Consider the following 21,177-nt stretch of genomic DNA (forward strand, 5'->3'; position numbering starts at 1 on the left):
GGCCGGACACGTCGGCGGGGGGTCTGGTGCGGGGTGGGGTCAGGCGTTGCGGCGGCGCTCGCGGCGCTCCTCGGCGCGGCGCCGCCGGGACTGGCCGAGCGCTCCGGCGAGGCCGATCAGGCCGCCGCCGATGGCGCCGGCCACCAGGACGTGGAGCAACTGGTCCATGAGCTCTCCCTCGCGGTCGGGGCGGGGCCCGGTGGCCGCCAACCCAGAAGAACAATTCTGTCTACTTGAAGGGTACGACGAGCGCGGCCCGGCGGAGGTTCGGTGAACGCCCGGGGAAATCGCCGTGCCTTCAAGTGCGGTGCCCGCTGCCCTAAACTGGGCCGATGCCCACGTCACGACGGTTGCCGCGAGGGCGGACCGCCCTGCCGCCCGAGGAGGTCGCCCGCGTCCAGCGCGGCCGCCTCTGCGAGGCGATGGCCGAGGTCGTCACGGAGAAGGGCTACGCCGCCACGTCGGTGGCGGACGTGCTGAAGCTCGCCGGGGTCTCCCGGCAGAGCTTCTACCAGCTGTTCTCCTCCAAGCAGGACTGCTTCCTCGCCACCTACGACCGCGCCGCCGAGCGCCTGGTGGCGCGGGTCTTCGAGGCGCTCGGCCCCGGCGGCCTGGACGACGGCCCGGACGACCCGTCGCCCCCGCTGAAGCGCTACGAGCGCGGGTTCAACGCCTACCTGGAGGCGCTGCGGGCCGAATGGTCCTACACGCGGCTGTTCCTGGTGGAGGTGTTCGCGGCGGGCCCCGCCGCCGTCGCGCGGCGCGTCGAGGGGCAGGACTTCCTGGTGCAGACGCACGCCGACGTGCTCGGCGCGGCCACGCCCGAGGCGCTGCTCGCCTGCCGGATGGTCGTCGCCGCCGGGGCGTCGCTGGTCAGCAACGCCGCCGCCGCCGACCGGCCCGACCGGCTCGCCGACATCGGCCGCGAGATCGTCGAGTACGTCCGCACGCTCTGGGAGGCCGGCGTCTTCACCGCCCCGGTGGACGCCTGACCGGAACCGCCCGTCCCGCCCGCCCGTCCCGCCCGCCCGTCCCGCCGCTGACGATGACCACCCGGTCGCCCCATGTTGAGATGCGGCGTGTTGGGCCTTCTGGCGATCGAAAGTGCCCAACACTCCGCATCTCAACCGTTGATGACCGGGGGGTCGCGGGTGGTGGGACGTGCTCGGCGTCGCGGGTCGCGTTAGGGGAACATTTTTGTCTTTTTGATGGTCGTCTCCCCTTCCCGCCGGCGGCGGCGCGTGGAACACTCGGCCGCGGGGAGCCCTGGGGGAGGCCATGCGATCCACCATCGTGATGACCGGAGCGAGCCGCGGGATCGGCCGGTCCACCGCCGGGCACATCCTGCGCCGGGCGCCGGGCGTCCGCCTCGTCGTCCTCGGCCGGACCCCGACGGCGCCGGACGCCGGTGAGATCGTCCACATCGCCACCGACCTCGGCTCGCTGCGCAGCGTCCGGGAGGGTGCCGCCGCCGTCCGCGAACGGCTGGCGAGCGGCGCCCTGCCGCCGCTGCGCGGCATCGTCGCCAACGCGGGCGTCCAGCACACCGACGCGCTGACCGAGAGCGCCGACGGCTTCGAGGCCACGTTCGCCGTCAACGTGCTGGCCCACCACCTGCTCGTCCGGCTGCTCCAGGACCGCCTGACGCCGCCCGCCCGCGTCGTCGTCACCGTCAGCGACACCCACTTCGGCGACGTCCGGCACAACCTGGGCATGGTCCCCGGCCCGCGCTGGCGGGAGCCCGACGCGCTGGCCCGTCCGGGCGCCTTCCCCAAGCCCGCGAGCACGGGCGCGGGTCGCACGGCGTACTCCACCAGCAAGCTGGCCGCCGTCCACCTCGTCCACGAGTACGCCCGCCGCCTGCCGGCCGGGATCGACGCCGTCGCCTACAACCCCGGCCTCGTCCCCGGCACCGGCCTCGCCCGCAACGCCGGGCCGCTCGCCCGCTTCGCGATGCGCCGGATCCTGCCGGCGCTCGCCGCCACGCCGCTCGCGACCGGCCCCGGCACGGCGGGGCGCCGCCTGGCGGACGTGGTCCTCGGCGCGATCGCCGCGCCGACCGGGTCCTACGTGGACCGGCGCCGCCCGGCCCGGTCCTCCGCCGCGTCCTACGACCCGGCGCGCGAGCGCGAGCTGTGGGACGCCGCCGAGCGGCTCACCGCCGGGACGGCGTGAGGCGGCCATGGCGACCTTCCTGGTGCTGGGCGGGTACGGGGCGGTCGGCCGCGAGATCGTCGCGCTGCTGCGGGACGGCGGCGACGAGGCGCTCGCGGCGGGCCGCGACGCCGCCCGCGCCGACCGCCGCGTCGACCTCGCCGAGCCGGGCCTGCGCTCCTACCGAGCCGCCCTCGACGGCGCGGGCGTCGTCGTCAACGCCTCGGGGGCCGAGGACCCGCGGTTCGCGGAGCTCGCGGCGGCGCGGGGCGCGGCGTTCGTCGACATCACCGCCACGACCTCCTACACGGCCGAGCTGGAGCGGCTCGACCCGCCGCGTCCGGTGCTGCTCGGCGTCGGGCTCGCCCCCGGGCTGACGAACCTGCTCGCCGCCGACGTCCACCGCGCCGCGCCGGGACCGGTCGACGTCGCCGTCCTGCTCGGGGCCGGCGACCGGCACGGGCCGGCGGCGACCGACTGGACCTACCGGCTGCTCGGCCGCCGCTTCCACCACGGCGGCGACACGATCCGCAACCTCACCCGGCCGCGGGCGTTCGACCTGCCCGGCCTCGGCCGCCGCCGGCTCTACCGGCTGGACTTCTCCGACCAGCACGCCCTCAGCCGCGACCTCGGCGTACCGGTCCGCACCTACTTCGGCCTCGACTCGCGGACGGCGACCGCCGCCCTCGCCGCGCTCACCTGGCTGCCCGGCGCCTCCCGCGCGCCGCGCGGCGTGCACCCGCCCGGCGGCGACGGCTGGCTGCTGCTCGCCCGCGGCCACGACGGCACCGTCCGGTGGGCGCGCGGGCGCGGCCAGTCGCGCGGCACGGCGATCGTGACGGCCGCCGCCGCCCGCCTGGCGCCCGGCCTGCCTCCCGGGACGCGGCACCTGCACCACGTCCTCACCCTCCGCGACCTGCCCGCCCACCAGGGCATCGAACTCGGCTGAACCGCCGTCCGCGCCGGCGTCGGGACCTTCGGCCCTGTACCGGAGGCGGGGGAGCGCGCAGGCTCGGCCGGGAGGGGTTACCGGACGCGGGACGGGCGCGCCCGTGCGACCCGAGCGCCCGCCATGGCGGAGGCCGTGACGGACCCTCCCACCGGCGCGGGCCGTCGCCCCGGCGCCGACGGCCCGGCCGGACGCGGGGCGCGCGTACCGGCCGGGCCGGGCGCGGCGCCGTGAGCTCGCGCAACGTGTCCGGTTGGACACCGCTCGTCCGGGCATGAGGATGACCGTCCAGTCATCCGCGATCCGCAAAGGAGCGATCGTCATGGCCCAGCCCGAGCACCCGGCCGACGTCACCACCGCCGACACCGCCCGCACCGCCCACGGGAGCGACCCGCTGCCCGAGGCGTGGGAGGTCGCCGACGTCCCGGCCGCCTCGTCCGCGATCCGCCGCAACCCGCTGCGCACCGACGCCGACCTCGGCTGAGCCGCTCCCGACCCGGACGTCAGCCCGGACCGGCGCCACCGCCGGCCACGGCCACCGCGACGAGGCCGAGGTCCACGTAGGCGATCCGCCCGCCCGGCCCGCGCTCCACGAGTAGAAGGTGACCGGCCCGCGAGAAAGCGCCATCCCAGCCCACCGCCCTTCCCATCACGTTCGGTAAGAGATGGGGAACGCTAAGGCGCCGGGCCGAGGCGAAGGTTCTCCGCCGGAAACCGTGCTCGGATGAGGTTCATGCGCCAGGCGAGGCCGCGCAGCTCGCGGCCGCCGGGCTTGAGCAGCAGGTCGGCGACCAGCTCGCGGAGGAGCGGGTGGTGGTGCACCTGTTCGGGGGAGAGGCGTTCGGCGTGCCGGAGTTCGGCGCCCGCCGCGCGGTGGTCGCCGAGCATGGCGTGCGCGCGGGCGCGTTCCAGGCGCAGGGCGGCCCGGCGGTCGCCGGAGGCCAGGGCCTGCGGGACGTCGGCGTCGGCGTCGGCGTAGGTGAGGGCACGGCCGGGTTCGCCCGCCTCCACGGCCAGGGACGCCCGCCACACGCCGACGTTGGCCGGGCCGAACAGTTCCCAGGCGTGCGGGTCGTCGCCCAGGGGCGCGGCGATGCGCGCCGCCTCCTCGGCGTGGGCGTCGGCGGCGGCGTGGTCGCCTTGGATCTGGCGGGTGAGGGCGGCGGAGAGACGCAGCATCCCGTAGACCTGTCGCGCGAAACGGTCGTCGCCGACGTGCGGTTCCACGTCGTCGGCCGCCTCGGGCGTGGTCATCAGGGCGCACGGCAGGTTCATGGAACTGCGGGCGTGGGCGCGGCCGTAGGCGGCCGCGGCGCACCAGACCGGGTCGCCGAGCAGGGCCGCGGCCCGGTGGCCGCGCTCGCCGCTGATCCAGGCCAGTTCGGTGGCGCCCAGGTGCCGCAGCGCGCAGACCGCCTCCGAACCGTACGCCTTCACGAGCAGGCGGAGCGCCGTCGAGCGTGCGGGCTCCGGACCGGCGGAGCGCACGCACAGCTCGCCGAGGAGAGGCGGCAGGAGACGCATGACCGTCGTGTAGTCGGCCGTGCGGAGAGCCGCGTCCACCGCGTCGAGGTCGTCGCGGAGGAGGGGGAGCGGCCGGGCGGGCACGTCCGGCGGGTCGTCGAGCGCCGCCCAGTACGGCCCGAGCGGCCGCAGTGGCTACATGGCCCTCGGCGCGTTCGGGTGGGAACGTCGCGACTTCGCGTGGGAGGCCACCGTCCTCGCGTTCAGGACGAACGAGACGTACCGGAATTCTGTCGGCCGCCCCCACTACCGTGATCACCGTGATCCTGGAGTTCATCCCCCGCCGCGGCGGCGCCCCCGGCCCCGCCCTCGCCGTCGCCCCCGACGCCGCCGAGCGGCTCGCCCGCGCCCTGCCCGACGACGGCGACGGCGCCGCCGCCCTGCGCCTGTACGGCGAGCCGGACGGGTGGCGGACGCTGGTGGACGGCCTCGTCGCCCGCCGCGGTCCCGCCGCCGCAGCGGCCTCGGTCGCCGGACTGGCCGGCCGCACCGACCCGGCCCGGCCCGGTTCCACGAACGGGCTGCGGCACAAGGACCTCGACGCCCTCAGCCGCCTCCGCGCGTTCCTCGCCGCCACCGGCGACGACGAGTACGCCCGCGCGATCGACCTCCTCGCCCCGCTGCGCGGCTCGGAGCTCGGCGACCTGGTGACGGGCTTCCTGGTCCCCACCCGGCACGACTGGGCCGCCGCCGACCTGGCACGAAGGTCGATGTGGACCCAGCACAACCCGCTGCGCGTCCTCGCCCTCTGCTCCCTCGGCGCCCCCGAGCACCTGGACGGCGTCAGTCTCGAACAGGACGACCTCCTGGACCGCGTCATCCTGGGAACGCTGGCGGACGGCGTCGGCGGCGACGCCCTCGCCGCCCACTTCGCCCGGCTGCTGGACGGACCCATCTGGGACGACGCGGGCCGGGCCCTCGGCCTGGCGCTCGGCCGCATCCCCGGCGACCGCGCGCTGCTCGCCCTCGCCGAGCGCGCGGGCCGGTCCTACATGCGGACGCCCGTGCTCGCCGCGCTGCGCCGCGTCCCCGAGCGCCTCCCGGAGTTCGCCGCCGCGCTGCGCAGCGGCGGCGGCAGCGCGATCCTCGACCTCCTCCAGCGCGAACGCGCCTTGCTGGACGTCCCGCGCGTCCCCGACGCCGCCCCGGCCGACGTGCCCGGCTTCCTCGCGACGCCGCCCGGACAGGAGCCCCGCCCCGAACCCGTCGTCGTCCCCAGGCTCAAGGCGCCCGCTCCGGTCGCCGCCTGGGCCGAGGGCGAGCGGGCCGGGTGGCTGAACGCCCCCGTCGGACGCTCGGTCGGGTCGATGGTCGCGAAGAGCACCGGGCGGCCCTACGACGCCGCGAGCGACTCCACCGACGCACTGCGCGCCACCGAGGTCACGCCCGAATGGCGGCGGCAGGTCGACGACGTCCGCCGAGGCAGCCACTCCTACGCCGTCCAGGACGACGCCGCCGTCCTGCTGCTCGCGCCGGACGAGCTGGTGCGTCCGGTGCTGAAGGAATGGAACCGGCACCCCCACCCCTGGCGCTACTACGGCGATTTCGGCCCCACGTACAAGGTCCTCGCCGCCCGCTTCGAGGCCGACGCCCTCCCCTTCCTGCTGCCGATGGCCCGCTGGGACGCCGGGGCGCTCGTGCCCTTCCTCGACGTCCGGGTCGCCGCCGCCATGGCCGCCCGCGGCCCCGACGACGCCACGGCCGCCGCCTGGCTGCGGCGCCACGGCCTGGCCGCCGTCCCCTACCTGCTGAAGGACGCGCTCGCCAAGCCCGGCCCGAAGCGCCGCAAGGCCGACGCCCTGCTGCGCGCCCTCGCCGCCGAGCACGGCGCCGACGAGGTCGCCGAAGCGGCGGGGGAGCACCGCGAGGCGGTCGCGGCGTCCTTCGCCTTCGACTCCAGCCTCCTCACCGAACGCAAGATGCCCGTCCTCGGCCCGTGGCTGCACCCGGAAGCGCTGCCCCAGGCGGTCCTGCGCGCCACCGGCACCGCCCTGCCCGCCGCCCTCGTCCCGCACCTGGTCACCCTCATCGCCCTGGACGACGGCCGCGTCGAGCGGATCCGCGAGGTGTTCGAGCCCGCCTCCCTCACCCGCCTGACCTGGGCGCTGTTCGGCCAGTGGCAGTCGGGCGGCGAGCCGAGCCCGGGATCGTGGGCGCTGCTCGCGCTCGGCGCGTTCGGCGACGACGAGACCGCGCGGCTGCTCACCCCGTCCGTCCACGCCTGGCCCGGCGACAACGGCCACGCCAAGGCGGTGAAGGGCCTGGACGTCCTCGCCCGCATCGGCACCGACACCGCGCTGGGGCAGCTCAACACCGTCGCGCAGCGGGCGAAGTTCAAGGCCATCAAGCAGCGCGCCGCCGAGAAGATGGAGGACGTCGCGCACGGCCTCGGCCTCACCGGCGAGGAGCTCGCCGACCGCCTCGTCCCCGCCTACGGCCTGGACGACCGCACCCTCGACTACGGCCCCCGCCGCTTCACCATCGGCGTCGACGAGCAGCTCAAGCCCTACGTCGTCGACGAGGCGGGCAAGGTCCGCAAGGCGCTGCCCAAGCCCGGCGCCAAGGACGACCCGGAGAAGGCCCCCGCCGCGCACCGCCGCTTCGCCGACCTCAAGAAGGACCTGCGCGCCACCGCCGCCATCCAGATCCAGCGCATGGAGCTGGCCATGACGACCGGACGCCGCTGGTCCGCACCCGACTTCGACCGCTTCATCGCCCGCCACCCCCTGACCGGCCACCTCGCCCGCCGCCTCGTCTGGCTCGCCGAGGACGACGGGACCGCGACGGCGTTCCGCATCGCCGAGGACGGCACGCTCGCCGACGTCCGCGACGACCCCTTCGCTCTCCCGGACGACGCCCGCGTCGCCGTCGCCCACCCGCTGCACCTCGGCGCCGACCTGGCCGCCTGGTCCGAGCTGCTCGCCGACTACGAGATCCTCCAGCCGTTCGAGCAGCTCGCCCGCCCCGTCCGCGCCCTCACCGGCGAGCAGCGCGCCGCCCGCCGCCTGGCCGCCTTCGAGAACGTCACCGTCCCGACCGGCCGCGTCCTCGCCCTCGTCAAGCGCGGCTGGAAGCGCGCCGCCCCGCAGGACAACGGCACCGAGTTCGGCGTCCACCGCGACCTGCCCGGCGGCCTGCACCTCATGGTCGCCCTGTCGCCGGGCATCACCGTCGGCAACGTCATGATGGACCCCGACCAGACCCTCACCGAGGTGTGGATCACCGACGCGTACGACGAGTACCACTGGTTCCGCGACGGCCCGCACACCTTCGGCGACCTGGACGCCGTCACCGCCTCGGAGATCCTCCTCGACCTGAACGGACTGGCCGATGCCGCATCCTGACGCCCCGCCCGCCGACGCCGCGCGGGAGGCGCAGCGGCCGCCCGCCGAGGTGCGGTTCGCCGCCGAGCTGGCGCGCCTGCGCGACACCGACACCGCGCCCCGCCCGCCGGGCTGGGCGCTCAGCCTGGAGGCCGCGCGCCGCTTCATCGTCGGCGACCCCGCCCGCGACGTCGCCCGCAAGTTCGTCGGCGACCCCTCGCTGGTCGACCGCGCCCTGGTCACCCTCGCCACGAGCCGCGGCCTGATGCTCGTCGGCGAGCCCGGCACCGCCAAGTCGCTGCTGTCGGAGCTCATCGCCGCCGCCGTCAGCGGCGACTCCACCCTCACGATCCAGGGCGGCGCCGCCACCACCGAGGACCAGATCCGCTACTCCTGGAACTACGCGCTGCTCGTCGCCGAGGGCCCCTCGCCCCGCTCCCTGGTGCCCGCGCCGCTGCTGCGCGGCATGGCGGACGGCAAGGTCGTCCGCTTCGAGGAGATCACCCGCTGCCCGCTGGAGGTGCAGGACACGCTGCTGTCGCCGCTGTCGGACCGCGTCCTCGCCGTCCCCGAGCTGACCGGCCCCGACGCCATGGTCTTCGCCCGCGACGGCTTCAACATCATCGCGACGGCCAACACCCGCGACCGCGGCGTCAACGAGATGAGCGCCGCGCTGAAGCGCCGCTTCAACTTCGAGACCGTCTTCCCCATCGCCGACTTCGCCACCGAGCTGGAGCTCGTGGAGGCCGAGGCGGCCCGGCTGCTGGAGCACTCCGGCGTCGGCGTCCCGCCCCGCCGCGACGTGCTGGAGGTGCTCGTCACGACGTTCCGCGAGCTGCGCGAGGGCCGCACCGCGCAGGGCCAGGCGATGGACCGGCCGCAGGCCGTCCTCAGCACCGCCGAGGCCGTGTCGGTCGCGCACGCCGTCGGCGTCCGCGGCTGGTTCCTGCGCGGCGAGGCCGGCACCGCCGCCGACATCGTGGAGAGCCTCGCCGGCACCGCCGCCAAGGACAGCCCCGACGACCTCGCCAAGCTCCGCCGCTACCTGGAGCAGCAGGCGTCGCGCCGCGACGGCGCCCAGTGGAAGGCGCTGCACGCCGCCCGGCACCGGCTGCCCGGCTGATGCCCGTCACCTTCGTCGGCGTCCGCCACCACAGCCCCGCGTGCGCCCGGCTCGTCCGCGCCGCGATCGCCCGGCTGCGGCCCGCGCACGTCCTCATCGAGGGCCCCGCCGACTTCACCGATCGGCTGGACGAGCTGCTCCTCGCCCACACCCTCCCGTTGGCCATCTTCACCCACCACAGGGACGGGGACCGGACGCACGCGTCCTGGACGCCGTTCTGCGCCTACTCGCCCGAGTGGGTCGCGCTCACCGAGGGCCGCGCCGCCGGCGCGGAGGTCCGCTTCATCGACCTGCCCGCCTGGCATCCCGCGTTCGCCGACCGCGGCAACCGCTACAGCGACGCCGAGGAGCGCTACGCCGAGGCCACCCGCCGCCTCTGCGAGGAGCTCGCCGTCGACAACAGCGACGCCCTGTGGGACCACCTCGTCGAGGTCGCCGGGGACGACGGCCTCGCCGAGCGCCTCACCGCCTACTTCGACCTCGTGCGCGGCGAGTCCGAAGCCGGCGAGGACGACGCCGAGCGCGAGCGCTACATGGCCCGCTGGATCCGCGCGGCCGCCGCCGACGCCGGCGACCGCCACGTCGTCGTGGTCACCGGCGGCTTCCACACCCCCGCCCTCCGCGCCCTCACCGCAGCGCCCGGCGACGGCGCGGACGGCTGGCCGGAGGTGCCCGCCCCCGCCGGCGGCGCCCGGCACGGCAGCTACCTCGTGCCGTACTCCTTCAAGCGCCTGGACGCCTTCACCGGCTACCAGTCGGGGATGCCGTCGCCGGAGTACTACCAGCGACTCTGGGAGGGCGGCCCGCAGGCCGCCGCCGACGCCCTCACCGAGCTCGTCGCGACCCGGCTGCGCCGCCGCAAGCAGGTGGTGTCGACGTCCGACCTCATCGCCGCCCGCACCCTCACCGAGGGCCTCGCCCGGATGCGCGGCCACGCCGCGCCCGCCCGCGCCGACCTGCTGGACGGCCTCGCCGCCGCGCTCGTCAACGAGGACCTCGCCCAGCGGCTCCCCTGGAGCGCCCGCGCCCCGCTCGGCCCCGGCGCGCACCCGGCCGTCGTCGAGATGGTCGGCGCGCTGAGCGGCGACCGCGCCGGCCGCCTCGCGCCCGGCACCCCCGCCCCGCCGCTCGTGCACGACGCGGCCGCCGAGCTGGAGCGCCTCGGCCTCGACACCCCCGGCCCCCGCACGCTGCGCCTCACCCGGCCGAAGGATCTGGAGCGCAGCCGCACCCTGCACCGCCTCCGCGTCCTCGGCGTCCCCGGCGCCACCCCCACCTCGGCCACCTACACCGAGGAGGGCTGGACGCTCGCCGGCGACGACGCCCGCGACTCCGCGCTGATCGAGGCCGGCGCCTACGGCGCGACCCTCGCCGACGCCGCCACCGCCGCCCTGGAGGAGCGCGCCCTCGCCGCCGGGCACGACATGGCCGCCCTCGCCGCGGTCCTGGACGCCGCCGCGCGCGCCGGCTGTACCGGCGTGTCCGGCCGCATCGCCGCCCTCCTCGGCGGCGGCATCGCCGCCGCCACCGACTTCGGCGGCCTCGGCGCCGCCCTCGCCACCGTCCTCGGCCTCTGGCGCCACGACGCCGTCCTCGGCACCGCCGGGAGCCCGCTGTTCGCCGCCGTCATCGACGGCGCGGTCACCCGCCTGCTCTGGCTCGCCGAGGGGACGCGCGGCGGCGCCGCGCCCGCCGAGCCGAAGCGCCTGGCCGCCGTCGCCGCCATTCGCGACGCGCTCCGCCACGCCGCGCCCGTCCTCACCGTCGCCCGCGAGGACGCCCTCGGCGTCGCCGCCCGCATCAGCGCCGACCCGGACGCGCCGCCCGACCTGCGCGGCGCCGCGTTCGGCCTCGGCTGGGCGTTCGACGCCGCCGACGATCCGGAGCGCGCCGTGCGGGGCGCCGCCGACGCGCGGACGCTCGGCGACTGGCTCGCGGGGCTGTTCGCCGTCGCCCGCGAGCAGGTCCTCACCGGCGGGCCCGGCGTCCTCGGCGTCCTGGACGAGCTGGTCGGCGGCCTCACCGAGGCCGACTTCCTGATCGCGCTGCCCGCGCTGCGGCAGGCGTTCCACCACTTCCCGCCGCGCGAGCGCGAGACGATCGCCCGCCGCCTGCTGGAGCGCCGCGGCGCCGCCGGCTCCGGCCGCGCCCTGCTGCGCGGCGCGCCCGACCCGCTCGCCGTCGCCCGGGGCCGCGCCCTGGAGGAGCGCGCCGCCGCCGTCCTGGCCGAGGAGGGCCTGCTGTGACCACCCCCGACGCGCCCACCCCCGACGCGCCCACTCCCGATCTGGAGCGCTGGCGGCTCATCCTCGGCGACGCCGCCGAGAGCCGCACCGGCGCCCCGTCCGCCGCCGGCGCCGCCCGCGACGCCGCCCTGGACTGGCTCTACGGCCGCGACGCCGACGCCGACGGCCGCGGCGTCCGCCGCACCGGCCCGCGCACCGGCGGGGACGGCCCGTCGCAGCTCACCCCCGTCGACTGGCTGGACGAGGTGCACCGGCTGTTCCCCAAGGAGACCGTCGAGCGGCTGGAGCGCGACGCCGTCGAGCGCTACGAGATCCACGAGATCGTCACCGACCCGGCGGTGCTGGAGCGCGCCGAGCCCGACGCCGCGCTGCTGCGCGCCGTGCTGCGCACCAAGCACCTGATGAACCCCGAGGTCCTCGCGCTCGCCCGCCGCATCGTCGAGCACGTCGTCCGCGACCTGATGGACCGGCTGCGCGTGGAGGTCCGCCAGGCGTTCCACGGCACCCGCACCCGCCGCCCGAGCCACCGCAAGCAGGCCCGCGACTTCGACTTCAAGGGCACGATCCGCGCCAACCTCGCCCACTACCGCCCCGACGAGCGGCGCCTCTACATCGAGCGGCCGCGCTTCCTCGCCCGCACCCGCCGCCACCTGGAGCAGTGGCAGCTCATCCTGCTGGTCGACCAGTCCGGGTCCATGGTCGGGTCGGTCATCCACAGCGCGGTGACGGCGGCGTGCCTGTGGAGCCTGCCGGGCCTGCGCACCCACCTGGTCGCCTTCGACACCGCCGTCGTCGACCTCACCTCCGACGTCGTCGACCCGGTGGAGCTGCTCATGAAGGTCCAGCTCGGCGGCGGCACCGACATCGCCCGCGCCGTCCGCTACGGCTGCGGCCTGATCGACAACCCGCGCCGCGCCATCGTCGTCGTCGTCAGCGACTTCTACGAGGGCGGCGACGCCGAGGCCCTCGTCCGCGACGTGCGGGAGATGGCCGCGCAGGGCGTGCAGGTGCTCGGCCTCGCCGCCCTGGACGCCGACGCCGAACCCGACTACGACCGCGAGATGGGGCGGCGCCTCGTCGCCGCCGGCGCGCACGTCGGCGCGATGACGCCCGCCCACCTCGCCGAGTTCGTCGCCGAGAGGATCGGCCGGTGACCCGCGCCGACCTGCTCGCCCTCACCCCCGACGCGCTCGCCGCCCTCGCCAACCGGGGCCTGGTCAAGCGCGCCGCCAAGGACCTGGACGCCGGCACCGTCCCCGCCCTGGAGAGCGACGCCGACGGCACCGTGCGCGCCGCGTTCCCCGACGGCGCCCGCGCCGCCCTGCCCGCCGGCGCCGGCCTGGAGGCCGCCACCTGCACCTGCGGCGCTTCCGGCGTCTGCCGCCACCGCATCGGCGCCGTCCTGGCCTACCAGCGCCAGGGCGCCGGCGCCGAGCCCGAGCCGCCGCAGGACGCCGCGCCGTGGTCGCCCGGCGCGTTCGACGACGACGCGCTCGCCGCCGTCGTCGGCGCCCGCGCCCTCGCCGCCGCCCACCGCACCCTGCGCGCCGGGTACGCCGCCCGCGTGCACCGGCCCGGCCCCGACGGGCAGGCGTGGGCGGAGCTGCCCGCCTGCACGGTCCGGTTCCTCGTCCCCGGCGAGCTCGGCTACGTCCACACCGACGCCGGCGACACCCGGCGCGGCGAGGTGATCGTCCTCGCCGTCTGGGCGTTCCGCGCCGCCGACGAGCGCGGCCTCGGCGACGCCGTCCTAGACGTCGGCGGCGAAGGCCGTACCGGCCGCGACGACATGGCGGGCGTCCTCGACCTCGCCGAGCGGCTGCTGCTGGACGGGGCCGCGCACGCCGGGCCCGTCCTCGCCGCCGCGCTCGGCACCGCCGAGAAGGCCCTCGCCGCCCGCGGCCTGCACTGGCCCGCCGCCGTCGCCGCCGACCTCGCCGACCAGCTCGCCGCCCACGACGACCGCGCCGCCCGCCACGACCCGGCCCGCACCGCCGAGCTGATCGCCGAGCTGCACGCCCGGCACCGCGCCGCCGCCCACGCCGGCGGCAGCCCCCGCTCGGCCGTCCTCGGCACCGCCGAGGCGGGCGAGACGCCGCTCCGCCGCGTCCGCCTCACCGCGCTCGGCTGCCGCGTCGGCGGCACCCCCGAACGGCCCGAGGCGCGGGTGCTGCTCGCCGACGGCGCGGGCACCGTCCTGGTGCTGCACCGCCAGTGGCCCGAGCCCGCCGCCGACATCGGCGGGCGCCGCGTCGCCGGGGCGGCGCTGCGGGCGCTCGCCGCCTCCAACGTGGTGTCGGAGAGCGCGTCCCGCAGCGCGCGCCACCACGTCCGCCTGTCGCCGGGCCGGATCGCCCGCACCACCGTCACCCCCCTCGGCCGCGCCTGGGAGGACCTGCCCGCGCCGCTGCTCACCGGCGACTTCGCCGCGCTCGGCGAGCGGATCGCCGCGCTGCCGCCGCGCCTCGTGCGGCCCCGGGTGGACGCCGACAACGTCCACGTGCTGCGCGTCGCCGCCGTGGAGGACGTCCGCTACGACCCCGGCGGCCAGGCGCTCTCGGCCGTCGTCCGCGACGGGCACGGCACCCCCGCCGCCCTGCACGCCGTCCACAGCCCCGTCGCCCCGGCCGCGCTGGACCGCCTCGCCGCCGCGCTCGGCGACGGCGCCACCCACGTGTCCGGCGCGGTGCGGCGCTCGCAGGGGACGCTGCACGTCACCCCCTACGCCGTCCTCACCTCCGCCGGGCTCCAGGTCCCCGACCTGGCCGCCGGCACCGCCGCCGCGATCACCGACCGCGCCGTCCCCGCCCCGCCCGACCCGATCGGCGCCGCCCTCGACGAGGCCCTGGAGGTGTGCGCGGACGCCGCCCACCACGGCCTGCGCCACCTGCCCGCCGGTTTCGCGCCCCGCGCCGAGCGCGCCGCCGCCGCCCTCGACGCGACGGGCCTGCGCGCCGCCGCCGGCGCCGTCCGCGCCTTCGTCCACGCCCTGGACGACGAGGAGGAGGCCGCCCGCCGCTGGACCGACGCGCAGATCCGCCTCACCACGACCGCCGACCTCCGCTGATCCGAGGACACCCGATGCCGCGCCGCCTCCTGCTCGCCCTCGCCGGGCTGTCCGTCCTCGCCCTGGCGCTGGTGGTCGTGGCGCTGGAGCTCTTCGAGCGGTGGGCCGAATGCAGCGGACGCTGCTGACGCGCCGCCCGCGTCAGCGGACGCGGACCGTCTCCACCCAGCCGGGCGGGTTCGGCGGGTCCTCGCCGACCAGGCCGGCGATGAGGCGGCACGTCTGCGGCTCGTGCGGCCACGGCGTGAACCCGTCGGTCAGCACGATGACGACCTGCGGCCGCTCGCGGGACGCCAGCGCCCGCGCGATCCCGACGCGCATGTCGGTGCCGCCGCCCCCGCCGAGCTCCACCTGGCCGGCCGACGTCACCCGGCTGACGGCCTGCACGTCGGCGTCGCAGGCCAGCACGCTCACCCGGTTCGCGCCCACCCCGACCTCGCGGAGCACGCCCGTCACCTCGGCGAGTGCGGCGCCGAGCTCGTCGTCGCCCATCGACCCCGAGGTGTCGATGACGATCGCGACGCGCGGCAGCGGCCGCCGCAGGCTCGGCAGCACCACGCCGCGCAGCGCGGGCGTGCGGCGCGACGGCCGCCGGTAGGTGTAGTCGACGGCGCCGCCCGCCCACGCGACGGCCTCGCGGACCGCGCCCGCCAGCACCCGCCGCCAGTCCACGACCGGCTCCAGGACCTGCTCGGCCCACCGCTTCCAGCCGCCCGGCAGCGTCCCGCGCGACCGCTCGTGCGCGCGCATCGCCTCGGCCGTCGCGCGCCGCAGCGCCGCCGCCTCGACGTCCCCGACCGACGCCGCCCCGCCCCGACCCGGCAGCTCCCACGGGGCCGGGACGCCGTGCGCGCCCGACCCGCAGTCGTGCGGGTGCGGCTGCGGCGGGACGCCCGCCAGGTACTCCTCGAACAGGCGCCCGGTGGGCAGCCCGAAGTCGCCGGGCACGACCCGCGAGGCGGGCAGCCGCAGCCGGTCGGCGAGCAGGTCGTCGTTGATCTCGCAGTCCTGCGCGAGGTTGAGGCGGGCACGGTCGCGCTGGTCGGCGGCCGGCAGCCGCGACGCGCGCCCGTGGTGGTCGCGCAGCAGGTGCGCGACCTCGTGGATCCACACCCCCGCCAGCTCCTCCACCGGCGTGGCGTCCACGAACGCGGGGGAGACGTAGCAGCGCCAGTACCGGTCCACGCCCATCGTCGGGACGGCGGCGGTCGGCACGACCGTCAGCGAGTACAGCGCCGACGCCAGGTAGGGGCGGTCGCCCGCGGCCTTGAACCGGGCGGCGAGCAGCTTGGTGCGGTCGAGCGCGGGCGCGCCGGGCGCGGGCTCACCGGGAGCGGGCATTGCCGCCCCTACAGCGCGCCGGACAGCTGGAGCAGTTCCACGAACCCGTCGATGCCCTCGGGCACCGGCCAGTCCGGCTCGCGCAGCGCCGCGAGGTCGGCGGCGGCGCGCGCCGCGACGTCCGGGACGCCCGCGTCGACCGCCTTGGCGAGCACCACCCAGCCCGCCTCCCAGCGGCGCCGCGTGAGGTCGCCCTGCACGGCCGACACGACCGCCGTCAGGAACGCCAGCTGCCGGTCGCCGCGCTCGGGCAGCGCGAACCGCGCCGGGTCGGCGAGGACCTTGTCGGGGTCGGGCAGGTCCAGCTCCTCCAGGTAGGACAGCAGCTCCAGGCCCGCGCCGTCGCCGACCGCGCCGACGACCGCCGCCGACACCGCCTCGCCGGCGGAGCCGGTGGCGTACCCGGCGGCCAGCAGCCGCAGCGCCATCTCCCAGCTGCGCGGCGACGGCCACGCGCCGCCGCGCGCCTCGGCGTCGGCCGGCATGTGGTGCACCAGGCCCGGCCGCGCCGTCAGGAACCCCGAGATCGCGCCCCGGGCGCGCGCGACGGCGCCGCCCGCCCGCGCCGGGTCCACGACCGGGACGGACAGCTCGGGCCACGTCCCGGCGAGGCCGCGCGCGACGGTGCGCGGGTCGTGCGTCCAGTGCAGGTGCACGAACCGGTTGGCGAGCGGCGGGCTGAGGTGCCAGCCGTCGGCGGCGCTGGACGGCGGGTTCGCCGCCGCCACGATCCGCACCGGGCCCGGCAGCGTGAGGCTGCCGACGCGGCGCTCCAGGACGACGCGCAGCAGCGCGGCCTGCACGGCGGGCGGCGCCGACGACAGCTCGTCGAAGAAGACCAGGCCGCGCCCGGCGGCCGCGACCCGCACCGCCCAGTCCGGCGGCGCCATCGGCACGCCGGTCGCCGCCGGATCGTCCCCGATGATCGGCAGCCCGGCGAAGTCGGACGGCTCGTGCACGCTCGCGATGACCGTCTCCAGCGGCACCCCGAGCCGCTCGGCCAGCCGCTCCATGCCCGCCGACTTGCCGATGCCGGGCTCGCCCCACAGCAGCACCGGCAGGTTCGCGGCGACCGCGAGCGCCAGCGCCTCCAGCTGGGTGCTGCGGGCGGGCTCCGAGCGCCAGGCGCGGGCCCGCCGGTTCAGCTCGTCGGCGGCGGCGAGCGCGTCGCTCACGCGTCCTCCCCGTCCTCGTCCTCGCCGTCTTCGTCGTCGCCCCAGTACTCGTACTCGTAGCCGACGCCGGGGTGCTCCTTCTCGACCCGGTCGCGCAGCCACTCCAGCTCGGTGCGCTTGTGCTGGCGGATCAGGTACGCCAGGGACACGTCGTCGTTGTCGACGGTGTCGATGCGGGCGCCGCGCTCGACCAGCGCCCGCACCAGCTCCTCCGACCCGTAGTCGCCGACGGCCATATGCAGCGGGGTGCGGCCGTTGCCGTCCTCGACGTCGATGTCGAGGCCGGCGTCCAGCAGCCGGGGCAGCAGCCGCTCGTGGTCGAGCATGTGCAGGTGGTGCAGCAGCGTGCGGCGGCGGCCGTCGCGCAGCACCGGCGGGACGCCGGCGTCCAGCAGCGCGAGCACGGCGGGCGTGTCGCCGTGCTGGGCGCGCAGGTACAGCTCGCGCATCTGCGCGCGCAGCGCCTTCGGCAGCCGTCCCTCGCCGGTCTCGACGGCGGTGCGGACGGCGAAGCAGCCCGCGACCTTGCCGCCGAACGCGCCGAGCGCCCGCTCCCGCCTGATCTCCTCGGCGGTGTGCGGGACGGCCAGCGCGCCGTCGCGGAACGCCACCTCGTGCCAGCCGCCCTGGCAGCGCACCCGCACGGGGGAGGGCGGGACGGGATCGGTGCGCGGGCCGACCGGCCCGTCCGCCTCGCCGCGCGCGGGGAACATTCCGGCGCGCACCAGCGGGTGCAGTTCCTCGGGGGACAGCAGGCCCGACCGCAGCAGGTCCAGGTCGGGGGAGCGGCGCCACGCGGAGCTGTCGAGGTGGGGGACGCCGTCGAGGTCGTTCCAGTCGACGGCCACGGCCCGGCCGTCCCGGACCTTCAGGTACAGGCCGCCGCCGAGGTCGACGCAGCCGAGGCCCGTTCGCGCCAGGAGCGGGAAGTCGATCGGCGTCACGGGGGCGATCTCGCGGGCGGTGTGCGACCCCCAGGGCGCGGACGTGTCGAAGCCCGCCGGGTCGGGGACCGCCAGCCCGACGGCCTCCAGCGCGCCTCGCAGGTCGCCGCGCTCGTTCAGCAGCGTCGTCCACTCCACCAGCTCCACCCCGCCGGACGGGGGAGCGGCGGGCGGCGGCACCGGTTCGCCGGCGGCGTCGAAGTACGGTGTCCGGGACTCGCCGCCGCGGACGCCGTCGATCGCGCGGACGTCCCACCGGTACCGCAGGCCCGACCAGTCGGCGTGGTGGAGCTCCATCCGGCCGCCGGGCGCCTTCTCGACCATCGCGCGGTCGTGACGGAGGACGAGGCGCTGCGGCCCGTCCACCATCACCGGCGTGGTGACGTACAGGACGCCGTGCTCGTCCTCGCGCAGCTTCAGCGCGTTGTGGGTGGTGATCGTGGACCGCCCCTCCAGCACGCGCGGCAGGTGCCAGCGCAGCAGGTCGGGGGCGAAGTGCGCGAGGTCGTCCTCCAGGGCGGCGGCCGCCGCGGGCGGCAGCGCGGCGAGGTCGACGCGGACCTCGACGTCGGCGGCGGCGCACGCGCCGCGCCAGTCGCCCGCCAGGCGGCGCTCGGTCGCCCGCTCGATCATCCAGGCGGGCACGGCGTAGCGGCGGACGCGCAGCCAGTCGGCGCGCTCGTCGGGCGCCAGGTTGGACGGAGGTGCTGCCGGCGGGGTCATCGGTAGATGCTCCCGATCGCGTGCAGGTCGGGGTGGGGGGCGCCGGCGGGCCGCAGCACCTCGGCGAAGCCGCGCTTGACGCGGCGCGGCACGCCCGGCCCGAGCCCGACGTACTCCAGGCGGCTGCCGCGCGTGCGGGCGAGGAGCGTCTTGGCGCCGCGCCCGGTGATGCCCGAGTGGCGCAGCTCCAGCCTCCGCAGCGGGCTGCCGGGCAGCGCCGCGGCGAGCAGCGCGGCGCCCTCGTCGCCGGTGGCGTTGCCGGGCGCGCCGAGCGTGCGCTCCGACGGAGGGCGGCCGAGGTCGAGCGCCTCGATGCCGGGGAGCGCGGCGGCGAGCGCCCGCGCCCCGTCCGGGCCGATGCCGTTGCCGCCGAGGCCGAGGCGGATCGGGCGCGCCGGGTCGGCGGCGGCCGCGAGGACGGCCGCGCCGCCGTCGCCGAGGTGGTTGGCGGGCAGGTACAGCTCGCGGACGCCGCCGTCGCGGACCAGCGCGGCGAGCAGGTCGGCGGCCTCGGGTCCGAGGCCGTTGCCGCCGAGGAACAGCCGCTCCAGCGGCGCCTCGCGCCCGGCGGCGGCGTCCAGCAGGGCGCGCAGCCCGGCGAGGCCGACACCGGTGTTGACCAGGTCGAGGGTGCGGATCGCGGTGTTGCGGCGCAGCATCGCCGCGAGCGCGGCGGCGCCCTCGTCGCCGACCGGGTTGCGCTTCAGCCAGAGCGCCCGGACGGTCGTGTCGGCCGCCAGCGTCTCGCCGAGCGCGGCGGCGCCCTCGGCGTCGATGCGGTTGCAGCCGAGGTAGAGGGTGCGCAGGCCGTGCCCGGCGGGCAGGCCCGCCGCGAGCGTCCGGGCGCCCTCGGTGCCGATCGCGTTCGTGCCGAGCAGCAGGTGCGCGGCGTGCGGGGACGCGACGGCGGCGGGCAGCAGCCGGGCCAGGCCGCCGGGGCCGAGGCCCTGCTTGCACAGGTCCAGGCGGCCGTCGGCGCGCAGCGTCCCGAGCGGGAACGCCTCGTCGGCCGCCACCGGGCGGTCGCCGGCGAGGCGGGCGAGCAGCGGCGCGAGCGCGGCCGGGTCGGCGGCGGGCACGTCCGGGTACGCGATCGCCGGGCAGCGGACGGGGGTCGGCTCCATGGTCACCACTCCACCGGTCGGTAGTCCTTCAGGAACAGGCCGGACAGCCGCTCGCCGCCCGCGACGCCGCGCACGATCGGGTCGTACACCCGCGCCGCGCCGTCGATCACGTCCAGCGGCGGCCGGAACCCGGCGGCGCGCTCGGCCTGCTTGCCCGGGTGCGGGCGCTCGTCGGTCACCCAGCCGGTGTCGACGCTGGTCATGTGGATGCCGGCGGCGGCGTAGTCGGCGGCCGACGTGCGCGTCAGCATGTTCAGCGACGCCTTGGCCATGTTGGTGTGCGGGTGGCGGACGGTCTTGTTCTCGCGCGAGAAGCTGCCCTCCATCGCCGACACCTGCACCACGTACCGGTCGGGGAACGGCGACGCCTCCAGCAGGCCGCGCAGCCGCGACGTCAGCAGGAACGGCGCGAACGCGTTGACGAGCTGGGTCTCCAGCCACTCGCCGGCGTCCACCTCGTGCAGGCGCAGCGTCCAGGAGTTGCGGTCGCGCAGGTCCAGGGGCTCGCCGGTCTCGTCGGTGCGGCCCGCCGGGAACAGCGCGTCGTCGGCGGGCGCGAGGACGGGCAGCGCACCGACGTCGACGGGCGGGGCGGGCGCGGCGAGCGCGACGCGGGCGGCGGCGCCCTCCAGCGGCAGCGCCTCATCGGCGCGGACCTGCCGGTGGTAGGCGGCGGGACGGCGGATCGTCTGCGCGGCGTTGTTGACCAGGACGTCCAGGTGGTCGAACCGCGCGTGGGCGGCGCCGAGCAGCCCGGCGACGCCCGGCATGTCCAGCAGGTCCACGCCGTGCACCGACAGCCGGTGCAGCCAGTCGGGATGGTCGGGGACGGCGGCGAACCGGCGGGCGGCGTCGCGCGGGTAGCGGGTGGTGACCATGACCTCGGCGCCGTCGCGCAGCAGCTTCAGCGCGAGCTGGAACCCGATCTTGATGCGGCCGCCGGTGACCAGCGCCGTCCGGCCGCGCAGGTCGCAGCGCGCGTGCCGGCGCTCGCGGTTCTCGCGCGCGCACTCGGGGCAGAGGGCGTGGTAGTCGGCGTCCAGGCGCCGGTAGAACACCTTGCACACGTAGCAGCGGCGCGCCGACGACAGCACCGCGCCGCCGTCGCCGTCCGGCCCGGCGGGCGCGGCGATCTCGGGGCCGGGGTCCTGCTCGGCGAACCGCGCCGTCGCGGCCATCGCGGCGAGGTCCTCCTCGCGGCGCGCGGCCTTGCGCTGCGCGCGGCGCGCCTTGCGGGCCGACTGGAACACCCGCGTCAGCGCCTCGTGCACCGGCCGCCAGTGCGGATCGTCGGGATCGGCGGCGCGCGCCTGCTCCAGCACCCGCAGACAGGTCTCCAGGTCTGCGGGGTCCGGCGGCGGCACTGCACTCCCTGATCGAGCGGAACGTGTAGGGGCAGGACCGACCGGATTCGAACCGGCGTCCTCCAGCTCGCAGCCAAGGCGCGACGACCTCTGCGCTACGGTCCTGCCGCGCCAGACACT

The 21,177-nt window shown here is 77.4% G+C and carries 16 protein-coding genes and 1 tRNA gene; 9 read left to right on the forward strand and 8 right to left on the reverse strand.

The features are described 5' to 3' along the window. Positions 1 to 39 precede the first annotated feature (39 nt). Positions 40 to 168: a hypothetical protein gene (locus K1Y72_RS36590; RefSeq protein WP_258573628.1), complete on the reverse strand. Its 129-nt coding sequence runs from the start codon at positions 166 to 168 to the stop codon at positions 40 to 42. A 164-nt stretch (positions 169 to 332) separates the two neighbouring features. Between K1Y72_RS36590 and K1Y72_RS25070 the strand changes: the two genes are divergently transcribed. The 4 genes from K1Y72_RS25070 (at position 333) to K1Y72_RS25085 (ending at position 3,587) form a co-directional block, all read left to right on the forward strand. Next, positions 333 to 992, forward strand: a complete 660-nt coding sequence (locus K1Y72_RS25070) for a TetR/AcrR family transcriptional regulator (protein WP_258573629.1) — start codon at positions 333 to 335, stop codon at positions 990 to 992. Between the two features lie 286 nt (positions 993 to 1,278). Then, positions 1,279 to 2,175 (forward strand): SDR family NAD(P)-dependent oxidoreductase, encoded by an 897-nt coding sequence (locus tag K1Y72_RS25075; RefSeq protein ID WP_220168907.1) that lies wholly within the window; start codon positions 1,279 to 1,281, stop codon positions 2,173 to 2,175. 7 nt (positions 2,176 to 2,182) lie between these two features. Beyond that, the gene (locus tag K1Y72_RS25080; RefSeq protein WP_220168908.1) at positions 2,183 to 3,103 is read left to right on the forward strand and encodes a saccharopine dehydrogenase family protein; all 921 of its coding nucleotides are present in this window, start codon (positions 2,183 to 2,185) and stop codon (positions 3,101 to 3,103) included. Between the two features lie 322 nt (positions 3,104 to 3,425). Beyond that, positions 3,426 to 3,587, forward strand: coding sequence for a hypothetical protein (locus K1Y72_RS25085; protein ID WP_220168909.1), 162 nt, complete (start codon positions 3,426 to 3,428; stop codon positions 3,585 to 3,587). A gap of 191 nt (positions 3,588 to 3,778) precedes the next feature. Here K1Y72_RS25085 and K1Y72_RS25090 read toward each other — a convergent pair whose 3' ends face one another. Continuing rightward, the gene (locus K1Y72_RS25090) at positions 3,779 to 4,711 is read right to left on the reverse strand and encodes an XRE family transcriptional regulator (protein ID WP_220168910.1); all 933 of its coding nucleotides are present in this window, start codon (positions 4,709 to 4,711) and stop codon (positions 3,779 to 3,781) included. Between the two features lie 176 nt (positions 4,712 to 4,887). On the opposite strand from K1Y72_RS25090, the gene K1Y72_RS25095 reads away from it, so the two are divergent. Genes K1Y72_RS25095 through K1Y72_RS25115 form a run of 5 tightly spaced genes read left to right on the forward strand, consistent with a single transcriptional unit; the run spans position 4,888 to position 14,386 of the window. After that, complete coding sequence (locus K1Y72_RS25095; RefSeq protein WP_220168911.1) at positions 4,888 to 7,971, forward strand: DUF4132 domain-containing protein; 3,084 nt, start codon at positions 4,888 to 4,890, stop codon at positions 7,969 to 7,971. Then, positions 7,958 to 9,073, forward strand: coding sequence for an ATP-binding protein (locus tag K1Y72_RS25100; RefSeq protein ID WP_220168912.1), 1,116 nt, complete (start codon positions 7,958 to 7,960; stop codon positions 9,071 to 9,073). The genes K1Y72_RS25095 and K1Y72_RS25100 overlap by 14 nt, the downstream gene beginning before the upstream one ends. Further along, positions 9,073 to 11,319, forward strand: coding sequence for a DUF5682 family protein (locus K1Y72_RS25105; RefSeq protein ID WP_220168913.1), 2,247 nt, complete (start codon positions 9,073 to 9,075; stop codon positions 11,317 to 11,319). The genes K1Y72_RS25100 and K1Y72_RS25105 overlap by 1 nt, the downstream gene beginning before the upstream one ends. Beyond that, positions 11,316 to 12,473: a VWA domain-containing protein gene (locus K1Y72_RS37340; protein ID WP_220168914.1), complete on the forward strand. Its 1,158-nt coding sequence runs from the start codon at positions 11,316 to 11,318 to the stop codon at positions 12,471 to 12,473. The genes K1Y72_RS25105 and K1Y72_RS37340 overlap by 4 nt, the downstream gene beginning before the upstream one ends. After that, a complete protein-coding gene (locus K1Y72_RS25115) occupies positions 12,470 to 14,386 on the forward strand; it encodes a YehQ family protein (protein WP_220168915.1) in 1,917 nt (638 codons plus the stop codon). Before K1Y72_RS37340 ends, K1Y72_RS25115 begins: the two co-directional genes overlap by 4 nt. 141 nt (positions 14,387 to 14,527) lie before the next feature. Here the strand turns inward: K1Y72_RS25115 and K1Y72_RS25120 are convergent, their stop codons facing one another. The 6 genes from K1Y72_RS25120 to K1Y72_RS25145 form a co-directional block, all read right to left on the reverse strand. Further along, positions 14,528 to 15,727, reverse strand: a complete 1,200-nt coding sequence (locus K1Y72_RS25120) for a vWA domain-containing protein (RefSeq protein ID WP_220168916.1) — start codon at positions 15,725 to 15,727, stop codon at positions 14,528 to 14,530. Between the two features lie 8 nt (positions 15,728 to 15,735). Next, the gene (locus K1Y72_RS25125; protein ID WP_220168917.1) at positions 15,736 to 16,902 is read right to left on the reverse strand and encodes an AAA family ATPase; all 1,167 of its coding nucleotides are present in this window, start codon (positions 16,900 to 16,902) and stop codon (positions 15,736 to 15,738) included. Beyond that, positions 16,899 to 18,569 carry an ankyrin repeat domain-containing protein gene (locus K1Y72_RS25130; RefSeq protein WP_220168918.1) on the reverse strand — a complete coding sequence of 557 codons (1,671 nt, stop codon included), beginning with the start codon at positions 18,567 to 18,569 and terminating at the stop codon, positions 16,899 to 16,901. The genes K1Y72_RS25125 and K1Y72_RS25130 overlap by 4 nt, the downstream gene beginning before the upstream one ends. Continuing rightward, positions 18,566 to 19,693 (reverse strand): leucine-rich repeat domain-containing protein, encoded by a 1,128-nt coding sequence (locus K1Y72_RS25135; protein WP_220168919.1) that lies wholly within the window; start codon positions 19,691 to 19,693, stop codon positions 18,566 to 18,568. Before K1Y72_RS25135 ends, K1Y72_RS25130 begins: the two co-directional genes overlap by 4 nt. Before the next feature lie 2 nt (positions 19,694 to 19,695). Further along, on the reverse strand, positions 19,696 to 21,057 hold the full coding sequence (locus K1Y72_RS25140; protein WP_220168920.1) for an SDR family NAD(P)-dependent oxidoreductase: 1,362 nt from the start codon (positions 21,055 to 21,057) through the stop codon (positions 19,696 to 19,698). A 32-nt stretch (positions 21,058 to 21,089) separates the two neighbouring features. Then, a tRNA-Arg gene (locus K1Y72_RS25145) sits at positions 21,090 to 21,162 on the reverse strand. Between the last annotated feature and the right edge of the window lie 15 nt (positions 21,163 to 21,177).

The organism is Actinomadura parmotrematis (genome assembly GCF_019458805.1).
In the GTDB taxonomy this organism is placed as follows: Bacteria; Actinomycetota; Actinomycetes; order Streptosporangiales; family Streptosporangiaceae; genus Spirillospora; species Spirillospora parmotrematis.

What these genes read in the sequence shown, in the direction of transcription:
- K1Y72_RS36590 (WP_258573628.1), bottom strand. Translation starts at nt 168, where the DNA reads ATGGACCAGTTGCTCCACGTCCTGGTGGCCGGCGCCATCGGCGGCGGC.
- K1Y72_RS25070 (WP_258573629.1), top strand. Translation starts at nt 333, where the DNA reads ATGCCCACGTCACGACGGTTGCCGCGAGGGCGGACCGCCCTGCCGCCC.
- K1Y72_RS25075 (WP_220168907.1), top strand. Translation starts at nt 1,279, where the DNA reads ATGCGATCCACCATCGTGATGACCGGAGCGAGCCGCGGGATCGGCCGG.
- K1Y72_RS25080 (WP_220168908.1), top strand. Translation starts at nt 2,183, where the DNA reads ATGGCGACCTTCCTGGTGCTGGGCGGGTACGGGGCGGTCGGCCGCGAG.
- K1Y72_RS25085 (WP_220168909.1), top strand. Translation starts at nt 3,426, where the DNA reads ATGGCCCAGCCCGAGCACCCGGCCGACGTCACCACCGCCGACACCGCC.
- K1Y72_RS25100 (WP_220168912.1), top strand. Translation starts at nt 7,958, where the DNA reads ATGCCGCATCCTGACGCCCCGCCCGCCGACGCCGCGCGGGAGGCGCAG.
- K1Y72_RS25105 (WP_220168913.1), top strand. Translation starts at nt 9,073, where the DNA reads ATGCCCGTCACCTTCGTCGGCGTCCGCCACCACAGCCCCGCGTGCGCC.
- K1Y72_RS25120 (WP_220168916.1), bottom strand. Translation starts at nt 15,727, where the DNA reads ATGCCCGCTCCCGGTGAGCCCGCGCCCGGCGCGCCCGCGCTCGACCGC.
- K1Y72_RS25130 (WP_220168918.1), bottom strand. Translation starts at nt 18,569, where the DNA reads ATGACCCCGCCGGCAGCACCTCCGTCCAACCTGGCGCCCGACGAGCGC.
- K1Y72_RS25135 (WP_220168919.1), bottom strand. Translation starts at nt 19,693, where the DNA reads ATGGAGCCGACCCCCGTCCGCTGCCCGGCGATCGCGTACCCGGACGTG.